This window comes from Flavobacterium hydatis, assembly GCF_000737695.1.
GTDB lineage: Bacteria > Bacteroidota > Bacteroidia > Flavobacteriales > Flavobacteriaceae > Flavobacterium > Flavobacterium hydatis.
In genome coordinates this window covers 13,233-27,630 of record NZ_JPRM01000055.1, presented here as the reverse complement: position 1 = coordinate 27,630, position 14,398 = coordinate 13,233, and the positions used below count along the sequence as shown (strand labels likewise).

The following is a 14,398-nucleotide window of genomic DNA, read 5'->3' as shown; positions in this document are numbered from 1 at the left end:
AATTTTTAGTTAAGAAAGGAGTCCGATATATAATCAAACTCCTTTTTAACTAACTCAAAAAACTAATAATTTAAAAAAATTATGGAATTACTAATTACTAACTCTTCTTAATATGCTGGATTTTGAGGGAAATCTTTATTTCTGTTCAAATCTAATGCTGATTGTGGTATTGGTCTTAAGATTTTTTGCTGACCATTTGCCCCAAGAAAAGCATTAGTAGTTGTAACTTTAGGATTGTACAAAACAGTTCTATCTACCAATGTTCCTGTACGTTTTAAGTCGAACCAACGGTGATATTCTCCTAATAATTCTCTTCCTCTTTCATCTAATATTGTATTGATATCAACTGTTGTTACTACCGGAATTGCTCCCACTACGCCACCACCAGCTCTTCTTCTTACTTCGTTTATACGTGCTAAAGCTGTTGGTGAATTTCCTGCTTTAAAATAAGCTTCGGCTGCAATTAAATACGTTTCTCCAAGTCTAGCTACTATAAAATCACGTGTACTACTTCTGTTTGTTGCAGCTGTAATAGGTGTTGTATTGTAATTGGCACTTGTTGCTCCACTATACGGAGCATTAGGATCATCAAATTTACGCACAGGAATTAAATTATAATCTCCACCTGAAGGAGCTGATGAAGAATAAGATCCCCAAACATGATAACCTGCAGGCGTTGTTGCCGGAGCAGTGATTTTACCCAAATTGGTATGCGAAGCCAAATACGCGGCTCTATCTGCTGGAGTAAACCACTTTGGCTCGTAAAAATGACTTACTTTCGAAGCTGATTTATCTGCTGTAGCTGTATAGTAATCATAATATCGTGCAAAAATTTCTGTCATAAAAGTGCTTTCCCAGCGTTTATCTCCTTTTTCATATAATGATAATGCATAAACAGTAGGACAAAGTGTATAACTTCTGTTAGGATAAGGATTTCCTGCAGCTGCAGCACCTAAGTAAGGACCAAACCAATAATTTTGGGAGTTTCCAAGAGAAGTTGTTCCAGTTGCATTAGAGGCTATAGAAAACTGAACTGAAAATAATGTTTCAGCATTCATTTCATTACCCGGTTTTACAACATCTTCAAAAGAAATATTTAATCCCTGACCCGCAATAACCTGATCTGCCAGAGCTGCTGCCGTTGTAAAATCTGTTGGTGTTCCAAAAGTTTCGTATCCTTTAGTTAGATACACTTTTGCTAATAAATCCTGTACGGCTCTTTTATTAACTCTTCCTGTGTAAGCGCCTGCAGCAACTACGGGAAGAGCTTCATTAAGATCTTTAAAAATTTGAGCATATACTTGTTCTGCTGTATTTCTGTCAAAAGAAGTTACGGCACTGTTGAAATTTTCTAATACAACTGGTACGCCTCCGTATGTCTGAACTAAAAGAAAATAGGCATTAGCTCTTAAAAATTTAAGTTCACCTACTCTTGTATCTAACGTACTTGTTTTTTCTGTAATAGTAGAATAATAAATTCCCTTATTCGCTTGTTGAATAGCCATGTAACAAGTTCTGTACAATAAATCAACTCCCGCAGATGATGACGATAAAGTTAAATATTTAGCTAATCCTTCTGGTTCCTGATTTCTTCCTTCAGAATACATATCTGTTCCCGCTTCAAATAACCACGGGTCACCACCATAAATATCTTTTAAGGCTGCATAATTTGTATTTATCAATGACTCAAACCCTGGAGCTGTAAGAAAATATTCTTCTGCTGAACCAAAAGCAAGATTTTCTTCTTCAATAAAATCTGAACATGAATTAAGTGTCGTTGCCAGAATTGCTATAATTATTATTAATTTTTTCATTTTTCTTTAATTTAAAATTTTAAACTTAATCCCATCTGAACAGTCATTGTAGACACGCGGTTAACTGCAAGTGCCGCAGTTGCCCATTCTGGGTCGTATCCTTCATAATCTGTAAATACAAACGGATTAAGGACATTTACATAAAGACGTAAGCTTTTAAGTTTTAATGTATTTAGTAATTCATCGTTAAAACTATATCCTAAAGCAATGTTTTGAACTTTTACGAATGAAGCGTCTTTGTAAAAAGCTACATTATTAGTATCGTAATAAACTCCTGCTCCTCGCGGTAACGGGTTTGTATTAGAATATTGAGCAGGAAGACCAGCTCCATTTGCAGGAACATACCAATCACCAAGATCTAATTTTTGACGACCTCTATCGGTAACATCTGCAAAATTATCGTGGAATCCGCTAAAGACTGTCATTCCCTGATTTGTGATTAAAGACAATGAAAAATCAAATTGTTTGACTTTTAATGTTGTAGAAAAACTTCCTGACCATTTAGGGTCATAATTTCCTAAAATAGCTCTATCGTTATTAGCATCTATTTTACCATCATTATTTAAATCTTTTACTCTTGCTTCTCCTGGTTTCTGTCCATAAGAAAGTGCTTGAGCAGCTTCACTTTCTTGCCAAACTCCATCAAAAACAAAGTTGTAGTAAGAGTGAACATTTTCGCCAATAAATAAGTTGTTACCAACATCGTCTACTTTATCTTGACCATAAATAGACTCTAATTTATTTACGTTTTTAGTAAATGTAAAACTGGTTTCCCAAGACACATTTTTTGTCTGAATATTTTTAGTTACTAATCCTACCTCGACACCTTTATTTCTAATAGAACCTACATTTGAAGTAATAGTAGGAACTCCAATTTCTAATGGTAAAGCTTGTTGAAACAATAAATCTTTAGATAAACGATTGTACACATCTACACTACCTGAAATTCTATTATTAATAAATCCGAAATCTAAACCTAAGTTCACCTCTTTTGTTTTTTCCCAACCTAAATTTGGATTTCCTAAACTAGCCGCTGTATAACCATTTGCTACTGTAGATCCATATTCATAATACGTTGGTGTTTTTAAAAGGCTTAAACTTGAATAAGGATTAACATTATCATTTCCTGTATAACCAATACTTCCTCTAAGTTTAAAATTTGAAACAAAAGCTATTTTTTGCATGAATGTTTCCTGATGAAGATTCCATCCTAAAGCGACTGAAGGGAAAGCTGTCCATTTATTTCCATCAGCCAAAACTGATGATCCATCATATCTTACTGAAGCTGTCAATAAATAACGACCTTTGTAAGCATAATTAAAACGGCCTGCATAAGATTCTAAAGTGTTTTTAGAATATGGAGTAAATACACCAGAAGGAATTAAAGCGATATTCCCGCTTCCTGGTGTCAAAGTATAAGAAGACTGTGCTCCTGATCCTAAATTATAAAAACTGGTTTCGAAAGGGTTTTCTCTTGATGCCGCAAAATAAGTTTCTGTAGTATTAGAGTAAAAACTCTGAAGTCCTAAGAAACTAAATACGTGATCATTTTTAAGCGTATAGTTGATATTAAATTGGTTATCCCAAGTATAATTAAAGTTTTGTACGTTAGTTACATCACCAGATGGTAAGCTCTTGTTTTTAAGTCCAAAATCTGTTTGTGCTCCAAACGATCTTCCTTCTCTGGCATCCATTTTTCCTGCTGAAAAAGTAGATTTAAATGATAACCAACTATTAACTTTATATTCTGCAAATACATTCCCAATTGTAGTAAATCTGTTTATTTCGTCAGCAGAATTAGCAATTTCTAAAAATGGGTTATAAGATCCTGTTTTATTAATTGCAGACGTTCCGTTTGGATATTTTAATGTACCTGGTTGTTGTGCATAAGTGCCTACGATTTCGTTTCCGGCTGCATCAATTGCCCAAGGTGAAGTAAATGGATTTTGTCTAAAAGCCTCCTGCATTGCTGTCGGACTTCCTAACTGCTCTTTTGTTTTTGATATGGTTAGATTTACACCAAATGAAATCTTATCATTTACTTTATGATTTAAACCTGCTTTAAAATTGTACTTATCGATACCTTCATTATCAATAACTCCCGTTTCTTTTTGTTCTCCCAAACCAATATTATAAGATAATCCGTTATCGGCACGACCAGAAACATTTAAATAATTATTTTGGGTCATTCCGCCTTTAAGGATATTATCCTGCCAATTATAACTTTGATTTTTTGCAACTCTCTGAAATAAAACAGGATTAGAATTTGACTGACCTACTGCCGCGCTTAATTCTGCTGCATCGATATCATTATATGTTGGATTTGTTGCTGAAATTGTAGTAGCTAAAAATGCCGATTGATGGTAATACCACCACTTTTCAGGGCTCATTAATTTTGGTAATCTTACTGCTTGTTTGTTACCGTAAGAAGTATCGAATGAAACTGTAACCCCTGCTTTTGCATTTGTTCCGCTTTTAGTGGTAACGATGATAACCCCGCTTCCACCTCTTGAACCGTAAATTGCTGCAGAAGAAGCGTCTTTCAATACATCCATTCTGGCAATATCCTGCGGATTCAAAAAGTCGATGTTATCAGTTGGTACGCCATCAACGACAAACAGTGGTTTAGACCCATCTTTATTGATAGAGTTTGTTCCTCTAATAATTACGTTAAAACCATCTCCTATACGTCCAGAATTTGAGGTTACCTGAACCCCTGCAATACTTCCCTGAATTGCTTCCATAGGATTGGTAACATTTCTTTCGGTTATTTTGGCAGACGATAATGTGTTTACTGCTCCTGTAAGATCAGCTTTCTTAACCGTTCCGTATCCTACAACAACTACCTCTTTTAGAGAATTTGTGTCTTCGCTAAGACTTATATTAATTTTTGTTTTTCCTGCAACACTCACTTCTTGGGTCTGGAAACCTAAGTAGCTAAATACTAAAATGGCTTTACTGTTTGATACATTTATTTTAAAACTTCCCTCAAAATCTGTAGAAGTTCCGTTTTTAGTTCCTTTTTCTTGAATATTCACTCCTGGCAGAGATAATCCAGCGGCATCGGTAATTTTTCCTTCTATTACAGTTGATTGAGCATTTATTGTATTGCTCAACAGGAAATTCAGGAAAAATAAAAATACAAGATTGTATTTTATTTTTTTCTTTAATAATGGTTTAATGTTCATAGTTTGGTTTTAATGGTTTGGTTAATTGATAGTATTTTAATTCATAATTGATTCTACTTTTTTATCATTTATATAGATAGATATTAATAAAATTTATGCTTTTAATATTCTTTAGTAAATAAACCTAATCTGCCTTTTTTGCTATTAATCCCTCTTTTTCCATCGTTTGGCTTCAGAAACATTACGAACTTATTTTCCTACATGAAAAACTAACATTATAATCACATTAAAGACTGCAACTATTCACGATGTTATAAACTTGCTTACAATCATCTACATCAATTATTATCATTATTCTTGGCAAAAAACAACTTTTATGTAATCGATTACACGAAAGTATTAAATTAGTTTGAACGAGCCAAATTAAATTAAATAAAAATTATATATTTAATTCATATATAGTATTAAAATTACAATAAGTGTAAAAAAAGTGATAATTTGTTAGTATAATAGTTTATATAAGATTCTAATATTACATTAAAGTAATCGATAACATAACAATAAGTAGCAGTATTCAGAGGCAGTTTACAGTCTTGGTGTTATAAATATTCAGTTTTTAGCCATAGCTCACGGTTTCAACCGTTTGAAACAGATTATGATAATAGATTGCGCTCCAAAGGTTGAAACCGTTGGCAATGTTTGCAGTGTGATATTTGTATTTTTAATAAATTGAATAGATGGTAGTTTGATTTATATCAGCCATAGCACACGGTTTCAACCGTGTGATACAGATTACGACAATAGATTGCGCTCCAACGGTTGAAACCGTTGGCAATGTTTATAGCGTATTATTTTCGGTTTTAATTAGTTGTCTAGATGGTATTTTATTTATACGAGCCATAACTAACAGTTTCAACCGTGTAATACATGCGGAGATCCCTCCTACGTAGGGAAGACAAGTTTGAGAAAGATGAGAATCTGAAATGCAATTACTAAATCACTCAATTATAAAACCTGAATACTGCAACTGAGACTGGTACTAAAAACTGGTACTAAAAACTGGCACTGAAAACTGAGACTGTAAACGGGTACTAAAAAATGAAACAAAAAAAGGCATGCAATAAATTGCACGCCTCTTTTAGCCTAATTGTATAATAATCTTATTTAAACCAGCGAGGGTCGCCTATATTATTATCTTTTATTGTTTGATTTCCAACTGTAAAATCACCATTTGCAGCATTCGCAAAATTAGGATCTAATGTGGTGTAATTTCCAGAGTTATCAAATTTTATAGGAGTTGCTGCTGTCGCGAAAAGTGCTCCTGAATTATAATAATTATTGTTTGCAAACGTAGGAAGAACTGTAACCGCTTGATTTGCATAGATCGCTGCCGTTTGTCCGAACAATGTGTTACGAATAGTCGTTGTATTACTAACAAAACGTATATACAAAATTCTATTAGAAGCTGTCATAGCCTTGTTGTAAATCGTACAACCATCGATTAATATATTAGTACTTAAACCTGTTCCCGTTAAGTCTTTTGCATTATCGATACGGATAAAATCACGCCCTAATGCACAATTATTAAACGTACTGTTTTTAAGTGTTATTTGCCCGATATGAGCAATTCTAAAATCGATAAAATCACCATTATTCGTTAATACATTTGTTACAATAGAGTTTTCTACTATTGTAGATGTAACTTTTGTATTTGCCTGACTTGAAGATATCAATGCTTTTGCAAAATCATGAATATTACAACCACTTATTAAAAGCGGACCGTAAGTTGCATTGCCTTCATTGTATTTAACAACATCGGTAAGCGTTGTATCTCCATTTAAATCTAAATCTATCAAATTAAGGAATGAAGATCCGTTATTAAGTGAGAAGCTTACGTGTAATAATGGCTTTTTATAATTATACAATCCTCTAATTGTGATTGATTTATTCAAACTTATTGAACCTTTAAAAACGGTATAATCTCCCGGCATTAATACTAATGTAGCTCCTGGTGCAGCTTCATTTATTTTGGCTTGCAAATCATCTTCTGGTTTTACCAAAATTCCGGTTCCAATATCAATTCCTGTAGTAAAAGCTACCAATCCTCTTTTTTTACTGCCATTAAACAACTCAGCCGTATATGGAGTTTCGCTTTTTAAATCAGTTATTGTAGCAAATCCGTTAACTTTTTCTTCTGCAGTAATCGTATGAGTAATCGAACCCGGATTAACAACAATTTGTGTTACATTACTATTAGCTAGCCATCTTAAGGTAACTTGTTTTGCTGCTACATCTTCATCTTTAATAGGCAAGAAAATTTGCTCCGATAATGTTGTTGCTTTAGTTTCAGTCCATTTAGAATCTTCTAATCCTGTTGTGCTTACAGCTTTTATTCGTATTGAGTAAACTGTTTCACCTTCTAATTGTACTCTGATTGGCAACTCTTTTGGACTTACCTGAATGGTTTTGTAAATAGTTGTAAATTTAGGATCATCTGCACTGAACTCTACTGTATAATGATCTGTATTTTCATTTACTGTCCAGTTTAAATCGACAGCGGTTTGATTTCTAACTACTGCTGTAAGTCCTATAGGAGAAAACTCTCTCGTAGCTCCTATTCCGTCTAGCAATCCTTCATTATAACTTTCGCAGCCAGAAACTGTAAGCATGAGTAATAATGTGGCTATTAATCCTTTTAGTATATATTTTATTTTCATAAACTTAATAATTTATAATTAGTTTTAAGTTAGATATTAATAGCCATAATCATTAAACAATTTCCCATTGCTTCCTTCAATAAGCTTTTGCCATATTGGCCAGAACTGTCTTGTATCAGGATCTATCCCAATCTTGTATATAGAATTTATCTTACTATCGGTAAGTGTACTCCAAGCAAAAGAGGTATAATCTGCTCCTGGGTTTGTATTTTCTCCACGATTTAATCCGTAAATATCAAGTGTAACATTATCTGCTTTATATTTATAATACAACGTAGTTGGCACATCAACATATTCATCTTTGTGCTGTTGTAAACTGAACATTTTTCGCTTGGCTTCGTCTAATTTTACTTTAAGTAAATTCCAACGAATAAGTGCTTGCTTACGTTCCATTTCTCCTGTAAATTCAAATTTATTTTCATTTACAATAGCATCAAACATAGCCGATTTACTGCTTAAATTATTTATATAAATATCTACTTTTAGACTTTGATCTGTAGCAGTAGCAAATGCTCTTCGGCGTACTTCTTTTAAATAAGGTGCAGCAGCAGCAGGGCCTTCTAATTCGTTAGCCGCTTCTGCAGCAATTAAAAGTACCTCCGCATAACGCATATAAATTTTATTTACTCCATCATCATTTGTAGATGTTACAAAACGAGTCATCCATTCGTAACGGTATTTACCAAAACACCATTTATTTAATGCTCCCAATTCTTGCTTTGCAATTCCGTTTACAGGTCTGCCGTATATGTAAGGAACACAAGTAACATCACGACGACTATCTGACTTATCGTAGTCATAATACATAAAAGGAAGTGGTCCTGCAGAACCGCCACGATTAGATCCATTGGCATGAAACTGATCGCTATCGGTATGCTTTACAGCAAAACTATATAACATTCTTCCTCTACCATCGGCAAAAGGAATTTCCCAAAGAGATTCTCCTCCTGCTGCAGTGTTTTCTTGGTTGTATTTTCTCCAGAATGTTTCAAATGAAGGCTCTAATCTAGCTTTTCCGCTCTGAATTACTGAACGAGATTCGTCTAATGCTAATTTATACATTTTATCTGCCGAAAGTTCTGCGTCATTGCTTCTGCGAACTCCGTCAGGATATTGCTGAAATCCACTTGCAACTAATGCTAATCGGGCACGTAAACCTTTTACAAAAGCTTTATTAACTCGTTCTACACTTGTGGTAGCAGAGCTTTCGTTAGGCCAAGGCACCAATGTTGCTGCTTCTCCTAAATCCTGAATAATTTGCTTATAAATTACATCACGACTAGATTTTGCTAAATAAATTGTTTCGGTAGTAACAGGCTCAAAACGAGCTGGCACATCTCCATGCGCTTTAACTAAATCTGCATAAAATACAGCACGTAGTGTTAAAGCTTCTCCTAACAAATAACCAAACTCGGTTCCTGGTTTTGGGTTACCATATTTACGAATTCCATTGATACAAATATTCGCGCGTTCGATTCCTGTATACATTGATGTCCATGGGTTACCACCACCTCCATCGGTTACTTCAACATTCATCTGACTATTGGTAGGTTTAGCATCATAAATACTTAAACCAGCTTTATCATCCGAAACTGATTCTGAAGCATTATACCATTCTACATCAGTATTAAAGCCATAAAAAGGAAGGAAACGACCTCTGTGTCCATTAGTTTCTGCAAATGCAACTTTAATTCCATCAACTGCGCCTTTAGTTAAACCTTCATTAGAGAAAATTTGTTCTTGATCTAATGTTGATTTTCCGGGAGCGTCTAAATAATCTTCTGAAAACTCTTGGCAAGCACTAAATAGGCTTGCTAATACTAGTCCTGCTATTATTATTTTATGTTTCATCTTTGATACGTGTTAAATTAAAAATTAAGGTTTAAACCAAAAACCAATTGTCTGCTACGCGGATATGCAGAATAATCTACACCCGGAGTTAGTGGTGTTTTTCTTCTTGTAGAAACCTCTGGATCTGGTCCCGAATAGTTTGTAAGAAGGAAAACATTAGTAGCAGTAAGGTAAAATCTTAATTTAGAAACTCCCAATGCAGAAATAAGTGAATTTGGAGATGTATATCCTAATGTTAGCGTGTTAAGTCTTAAAAAAGAACCATCTTCGACAGCCCAATCACTAAATACATAACGATTCATATAAGGCGACCACATTGTAGTGTTTGCATTAAGCGCTGTTAGTGCAGCAGGATCTGTTACTAATTGTCCTGAAGCTGGATCAAGATTTGTCCATCTGTTTCCATCGGCCATATCTGTACTTAAATTTCTATATTGTCCGTTTGGCGTAGATGTAGTAAATTCAACTTTATTAGCATTATAAACGTCATTACCAATACTATAGTTAAAAGAAGCCGAAAGATCGAATCCATAAGCGTTTCCATTAATTACAAATCCTCCGCTATATTTTGGATTAGAATCTCCAATTATTGCACGATCATCTACAGTTACAACACCATCACCATTTAAATCTTTTAGTTTCATACTACCTGGCTGCACAGCCCCAACAATACCTGAGCTGTTTGCAATTCCTGGTTTTAAAGTATACTTCGTTCCATCAAAATCAAAATCAGATACTTCGTAACGACCATCATTTTTAAAGCCGTACATCACACCTATAGGCTGACCTACTTTTACCTGATAATCTCCATCTATTGCAGAGTTCCAAGTGCTCGAAGGATTAAATCCATTCATAACCCCAAGTGAGTTAATACGGTTTTTATTTATACCTACGTTAAAAGAGAAATTCAAACCATAATTCTGTTTTTGTATCGCCACAACATTTAATGTTGCCTCAAAACCTGTGTTCTGAGTTTCTCCCATATTTCTATATTGGCTAGAATAACCTGATCCTGCAATAAGGAAATTTATCAAAAGATCTTTTGTTACATTTTTATACATTTCAAAAGATCCATTTACGCGACTTTTGAAGAAATCAAAATCTAATCCTAAGTTTTGCGTTACAGTAGTTTCCCATTTTAGGTCTGGATTATATAAAATATTTGGTGCAGCCCAATAATTCTCAGTGCCATCTATCCAAGCGGATGGAGTTGATTCTAAAATTTTAACTGTTTGTCCAGTTGGGATATTATTATTTCCTGCCTCTCCATAACTTAATCTTACTTTAAGTGAGTTTATCCAAGAAACTTCTTTCAGGAAACTTTCTTCAGATATTTTCCATGCTGCTGCTGCTGCTGGAAAATATCCCCATTTGTTACCATCGGCAAACTTGCTCGAACCATCGGCACGATATGTTGCTGTAAAAATATAGCGATCTTTATAATCGTAGTTTATACGTCCAAAGAACGAAAGTAATTTATCATCAGCAAAATAATAATTATCTACAGAGATCGGTTTTCCTTGTGATGTCAGTTTTTTTGCTTGGTCAAAATCAAAAAACTTAGGGAATCCTTGTAAAGTTGTATTTACATCATTTCTTTGAGAATTAATAGATTCTTCTCCCACAAGTATTTTTAAATTATGATTATCTCCTAATGATTTTTTAAAATCATAATTAAGAGTATTTGCATTTCTAAAACGAACATCTTTACGATCACTCATAATAAGCGCTGGCATTCCTTGTAATGTAGCTGCAGGTTTATTAGCAACATAATAAGTAGAACGTCCGTAAAAACGAGAATCTAAATAGTTATAATTATCAAGTCCTAAATCTGTTTTAAAAACCAGTTTATCAGTAATTTTCCAAGAAAAACTACCTAACATATTAAAGTTTTTTCTAAACTGCTGACGGTCGTTATCGGCTACAGCCACAAAAGGATTTACAAGATATCCCGATACTGCCTCATCTGTATCATCTGTTGTTAATCCTGGCATTGGTATTGGCGAATAACCCACAGCGTGTTTTAAACGAGAATCGTTTGATGAAACTTCATTTTGCTCATTAGCTCCTCCTCCATTTATCTCTGCATTAGAATAACGCATCGTAAAGGTAAGATCAACTTTTTCACTCGCCTTGCTTTTTAGCGCAAGCGATAAGTTATCTCTTTTAAAATCTGAACCTTGCATAATGGCAGTTTCGTCATAATGAGCATAATTAAAATTGAAATTAATTTTATCCGAACCTCCACGTATGGCTAAATCACGGCTTTGTACTTCGCCAGTACGACCATAAATTTGTTTTTGCCAATTATCTCCTTTTACCCCTTTGTACATGTCATAATCTTGCCATGATCCAAAATATTTTTCATAAGAATCTGCATTTCCTTTTGCTAATAAAGCATATTCATATTGCCATTTTACAAAATCATCTGGCGCAAGAACATCAATTTCATTAGCCATCTTTTTCATTCCGTAGAACATATTAAAGTTCACCGAAATTTTACCATCTTTACCACTTTTGGTCGTAATAATAATTACTCCATTTGCACCTCTGGAACCATAAATAGCTGTAGAAGCAGCATCTTTTAAAGTAGTAATCGTTTCAATATCAGATGGAGAAATATCACTCATGCTATTTACAGGAAATCCATCTACTATTATTAAAGGAGAGCTATCTTGTGTTAAAGATCCTCCACCACGAATTCTGATTTTAACTTCTGAATCTGGCGATCCTTCTGAAGATATTACCTGAACCCCTGCTATACGTCCTGTTAATGCTTCGGCTACGTTTGCAATTGGCGTCTTTCTTACATCATTACCAGATAAAGTAGAAACAGCACCAGTTACATCCCCTTTTTTTACAGATCCGTATCCGATAACAACCACCTCGTTTAATGTATTAGCATCTTCGCTTAATACAATATCTATTTTAGTTTTTCCTCCAGCAGCAATCTCTTTAGTTTTAAACCCTATAAAGGAGAAAGTTAATACTGAATTCGAATTTGTGAGCTTGATTTTATAATGTCCGTCAAAGTCGGTAGAAACACCATTGCTCGACCCTTTTTCTAATACATTTACACCGGGTAAGGTTAAACCCGAGCCGTCTTTAATGACACCTTCTACTGTTACACTCTGAGCAAATATTTGATTGCTCAGGAGAAATACCAGAAAAAAAGTCCAGACAAAATAACTTCTTGCCCCTTTTTTTAATATATGGTTATTGTTCATAAATTTAGTTTTAATAGTTAAGGTTTGTTTGTTTTAAGTTGTTTATTCTATGTTTTTCATTTTATGTTTTTCATTTTAACCCCATTGATGTAGGTATTATTAAATTTTATATTCTTTACATGTTTTAGCGAGTACGGCTCACCTACTTTGTCTATTACAACATTTGTAAACGTGATGTTTTCTATAGGCGATTCTTTATATCCATCTGCCAGGATACCATATTTCCCTCCGTTTTTAACTTTAATATTTTCTAGATTAATATTTCGTATTGCAGGGATAAAATCTCCTACTTGGCTACCGTAGATGTCGTAAAACATAGTAACTCTCAAAACACTTTCGGCAACAGTTCCTACTTCAATGTTTCTTACGTAAACATTCTCAGTAAGCCCACCTCGTTTTGAGTTGGTTTTAATTCGTATAGCTCTATCAAGATTTGGACTATCCATGATGCAATTTTCAACAAAAACGTTGCTTACACCCGCAGATATCTCACTTCCCATTACAACTCCTCCGTGACCATCTATCATTTTACAATTCTGAACAATGATATTTTTACTCGGGATTCCTACTCTTCTTCCATCACCATCACGTCCAGATTTTATGGCAATACAATCATCTCCTGTATTAAAAGTGCAGTTTCTGATAATTACATTCTGAGAATATTCTGGATCACAACCGTCGTTATTAGGTCCATGACTTATTATTGTAACTCCATCTACAATTACATCTCTAGATTTCATAGGATGAATAACCCACGAAGGCACATCGATAATTTTTACATCTTTTACTAATACTGTATTACACTCGAAGAATTCTAAGAAATTCGGACGTATATAATGTCCTTCTCCAAAAACTCTTTCTGCTACTGGTGTTCCTATTTCTCCCATTTCTACCAATGTTGGTCTATTTAACGGATCATTCTGGCTTGGCATTCCTTTTTCCCAACCATAGCCCTTACCAGCCCAAGTCCACCAGTTTTTGGTACTCGATTGTCCGTTAAGTGTACCTTTTCCAGTTACTGCAACATTTGTTTTTTTGTAAGCATATATAAAAGGAGAATAATTCATCATTTCTGTTCCTTCAAAAGAGGTATGAACTATAGGATAATCTTTAGGATTTGTACTAAATAAAATCTCAGCGTTATCATTAAGATATAAATTCACATTATCATCTAAATGTATTGCGCCAGTTAAATATTTTCCGTCAGGAACAACTACCTTTCCACCGCCACCTGCAACACAAGCTTCAATAGCTTTTTTAAATGCCTGTGTATTATCGGTAACTCCATCAGAGATTGCTCCGTACTCGTTTATGTTAAAGTTTTTATCGGGAAATTTTGTGGTAGGAATTTTTTTGATAATTTCTTCCATTTCCTTCCAGGGATTTTTTTGAGCTTGTAATTTTGAAGACGAAATACATGATAAAAATAAAGCTGTAATTACTACATAAATATATTTAGTATTCGCAAGTATTGGTTTATTTATAAGCATTGTGGTATAGTTTTTAGAATTCGGTTTGTAACAACTACGTAATTAATGTAATCGATTACACGAAAATATATAATTACTTTGAATGCGCCAAATATATTTAGATAAAAATTAGATATTTAATTTTTAATCACAAATAAAATTATATTTAGTTCAAAAAAAGCAACAATTTAT

The 14,398-nt window shown here is 33.9% G+C and carries 6 protein-coding genes; all 6 read right to left on the bottom strand.

Features of this window, described 5'->3' with window-relative positions; all coding sequences use genetic code 11:
• Positions 1-107: 107 nt before the first annotated feature.
• The gene (locus IW20_RS23495; protein WP_035628411.1) at positions 108-1,814 is read right to left on the bottom strand and encodes a RagB/SusD family nutrient uptake outer membrane protein; all 1,707 of its coding nucleotides are present in this window, start codon (positions 1,812-1,814) and stop codon (positions 108-110) included.
• An 11-nt stretch (positions 1,815-1,825) separates the two neighbouring features.
• Positions 1,826-5,002 (bottom strand): SusC/RagA family TonB-linked outer membrane protein, encoded by a 3,177-nt coding sequence (locus IW20_RS23490; RefSeq protein ID WP_035628410.1) that lies wholly within the window; start codon positions 5,000-5,002, stop codon positions 1,826-1,828.
• Positions 5,003-6,102: 1,100 nt separating this feature from the next.
• Complete coding sequence (locus IW20_RS23485; RefSeq protein ID WP_035628408.1) at positions 6,103-7,659, bottom strand: DUF5123 domain-containing protein; 1,557 nt, start codon at positions 7,657-7,659, stop codon at positions 6,103-6,105.
• Positions 7,660-7,695: 36 nt separating this feature from the next.
• Positions 7,696-9,510, bottom strand: coding sequence for a RagB/SusD family nutrient uptake outer membrane protein (locus IW20_RS23480; protein ID WP_035628406.1), 1,815 nt, complete (start codon positions 9,508-9,510; stop codon positions 7,696-7,698).
• A gap of 17 nt (positions 9,511-9,527) precedes the next feature.
• The gene (locus IW20_RS23475; RefSeq protein ID WP_035628404.1) at positions 9,528-12,737 is read right to left on the bottom strand and encodes a SusC/RagA family TonB-linked outer membrane protein; all 3,210 of its coding nucleotides are present in this window, start codon (positions 12,735-12,737) and stop codon (positions 9,528-9,530) included.
• 56 nt (positions 12,738-12,793) lie between these two features.
• Positions 12,794-14,227, bottom strand: a complete 1,434-nt coding sequence (locus tag IW20_RS23470; protein ID WP_035628400.1) for a glycoside hydrolase family 28 protein — start codon at positions 14,225-14,227, stop codon at positions 12,794-12,796.
• Positions 14,228-14,398 lie beyond the last annotated feature (171 nt).

Excerpts from the sequence above, each read along its gene's own strand:
- IW20_RS23495 (WP_035628411.1), bottom strand. The coding sequence starts at position 1,814 with ATGAAAAAATTAATAATAATTATAGCAATTCTGGCAACGACACTTAAT.
- IW20_RS23470 (WP_035628400.1), bottom strand. The coding sequence starts at position 14,227 with ATGCTTATAAATAAACCAATACTTGCGAATACTAAATATATTTATGTA.
- IW20_RS23480 (WP_035628406.1), bottom strand. The coding sequence starts at position 9,510 with ATGAAACATAAAATAATAATAGCAGGACTAGTATTAGCAAGCCTATTT.
- IW20_RS23475 (WP_035628404.1), bottom strand. The coding sequence starts at position 12,737 with ATGAACAATAACCATATATTAAAAAAAGGGGCAAGAAGTTATTTTGTC.
- IW20_RS23490 (WP_035628410.1), bottom strand. The coding sequence starts at position 5,002 with ATGAACATTAAACCATTATTAAAGAAAAAAATAAAATACAATCTTGTA.
- IW20_RS23485 (WP_035628408.1), bottom strand. The coding sequence starts at position 7,659 with ATGAAAATAAAATATATACTAAAAGGATTAATAGCCACATTATTACTC.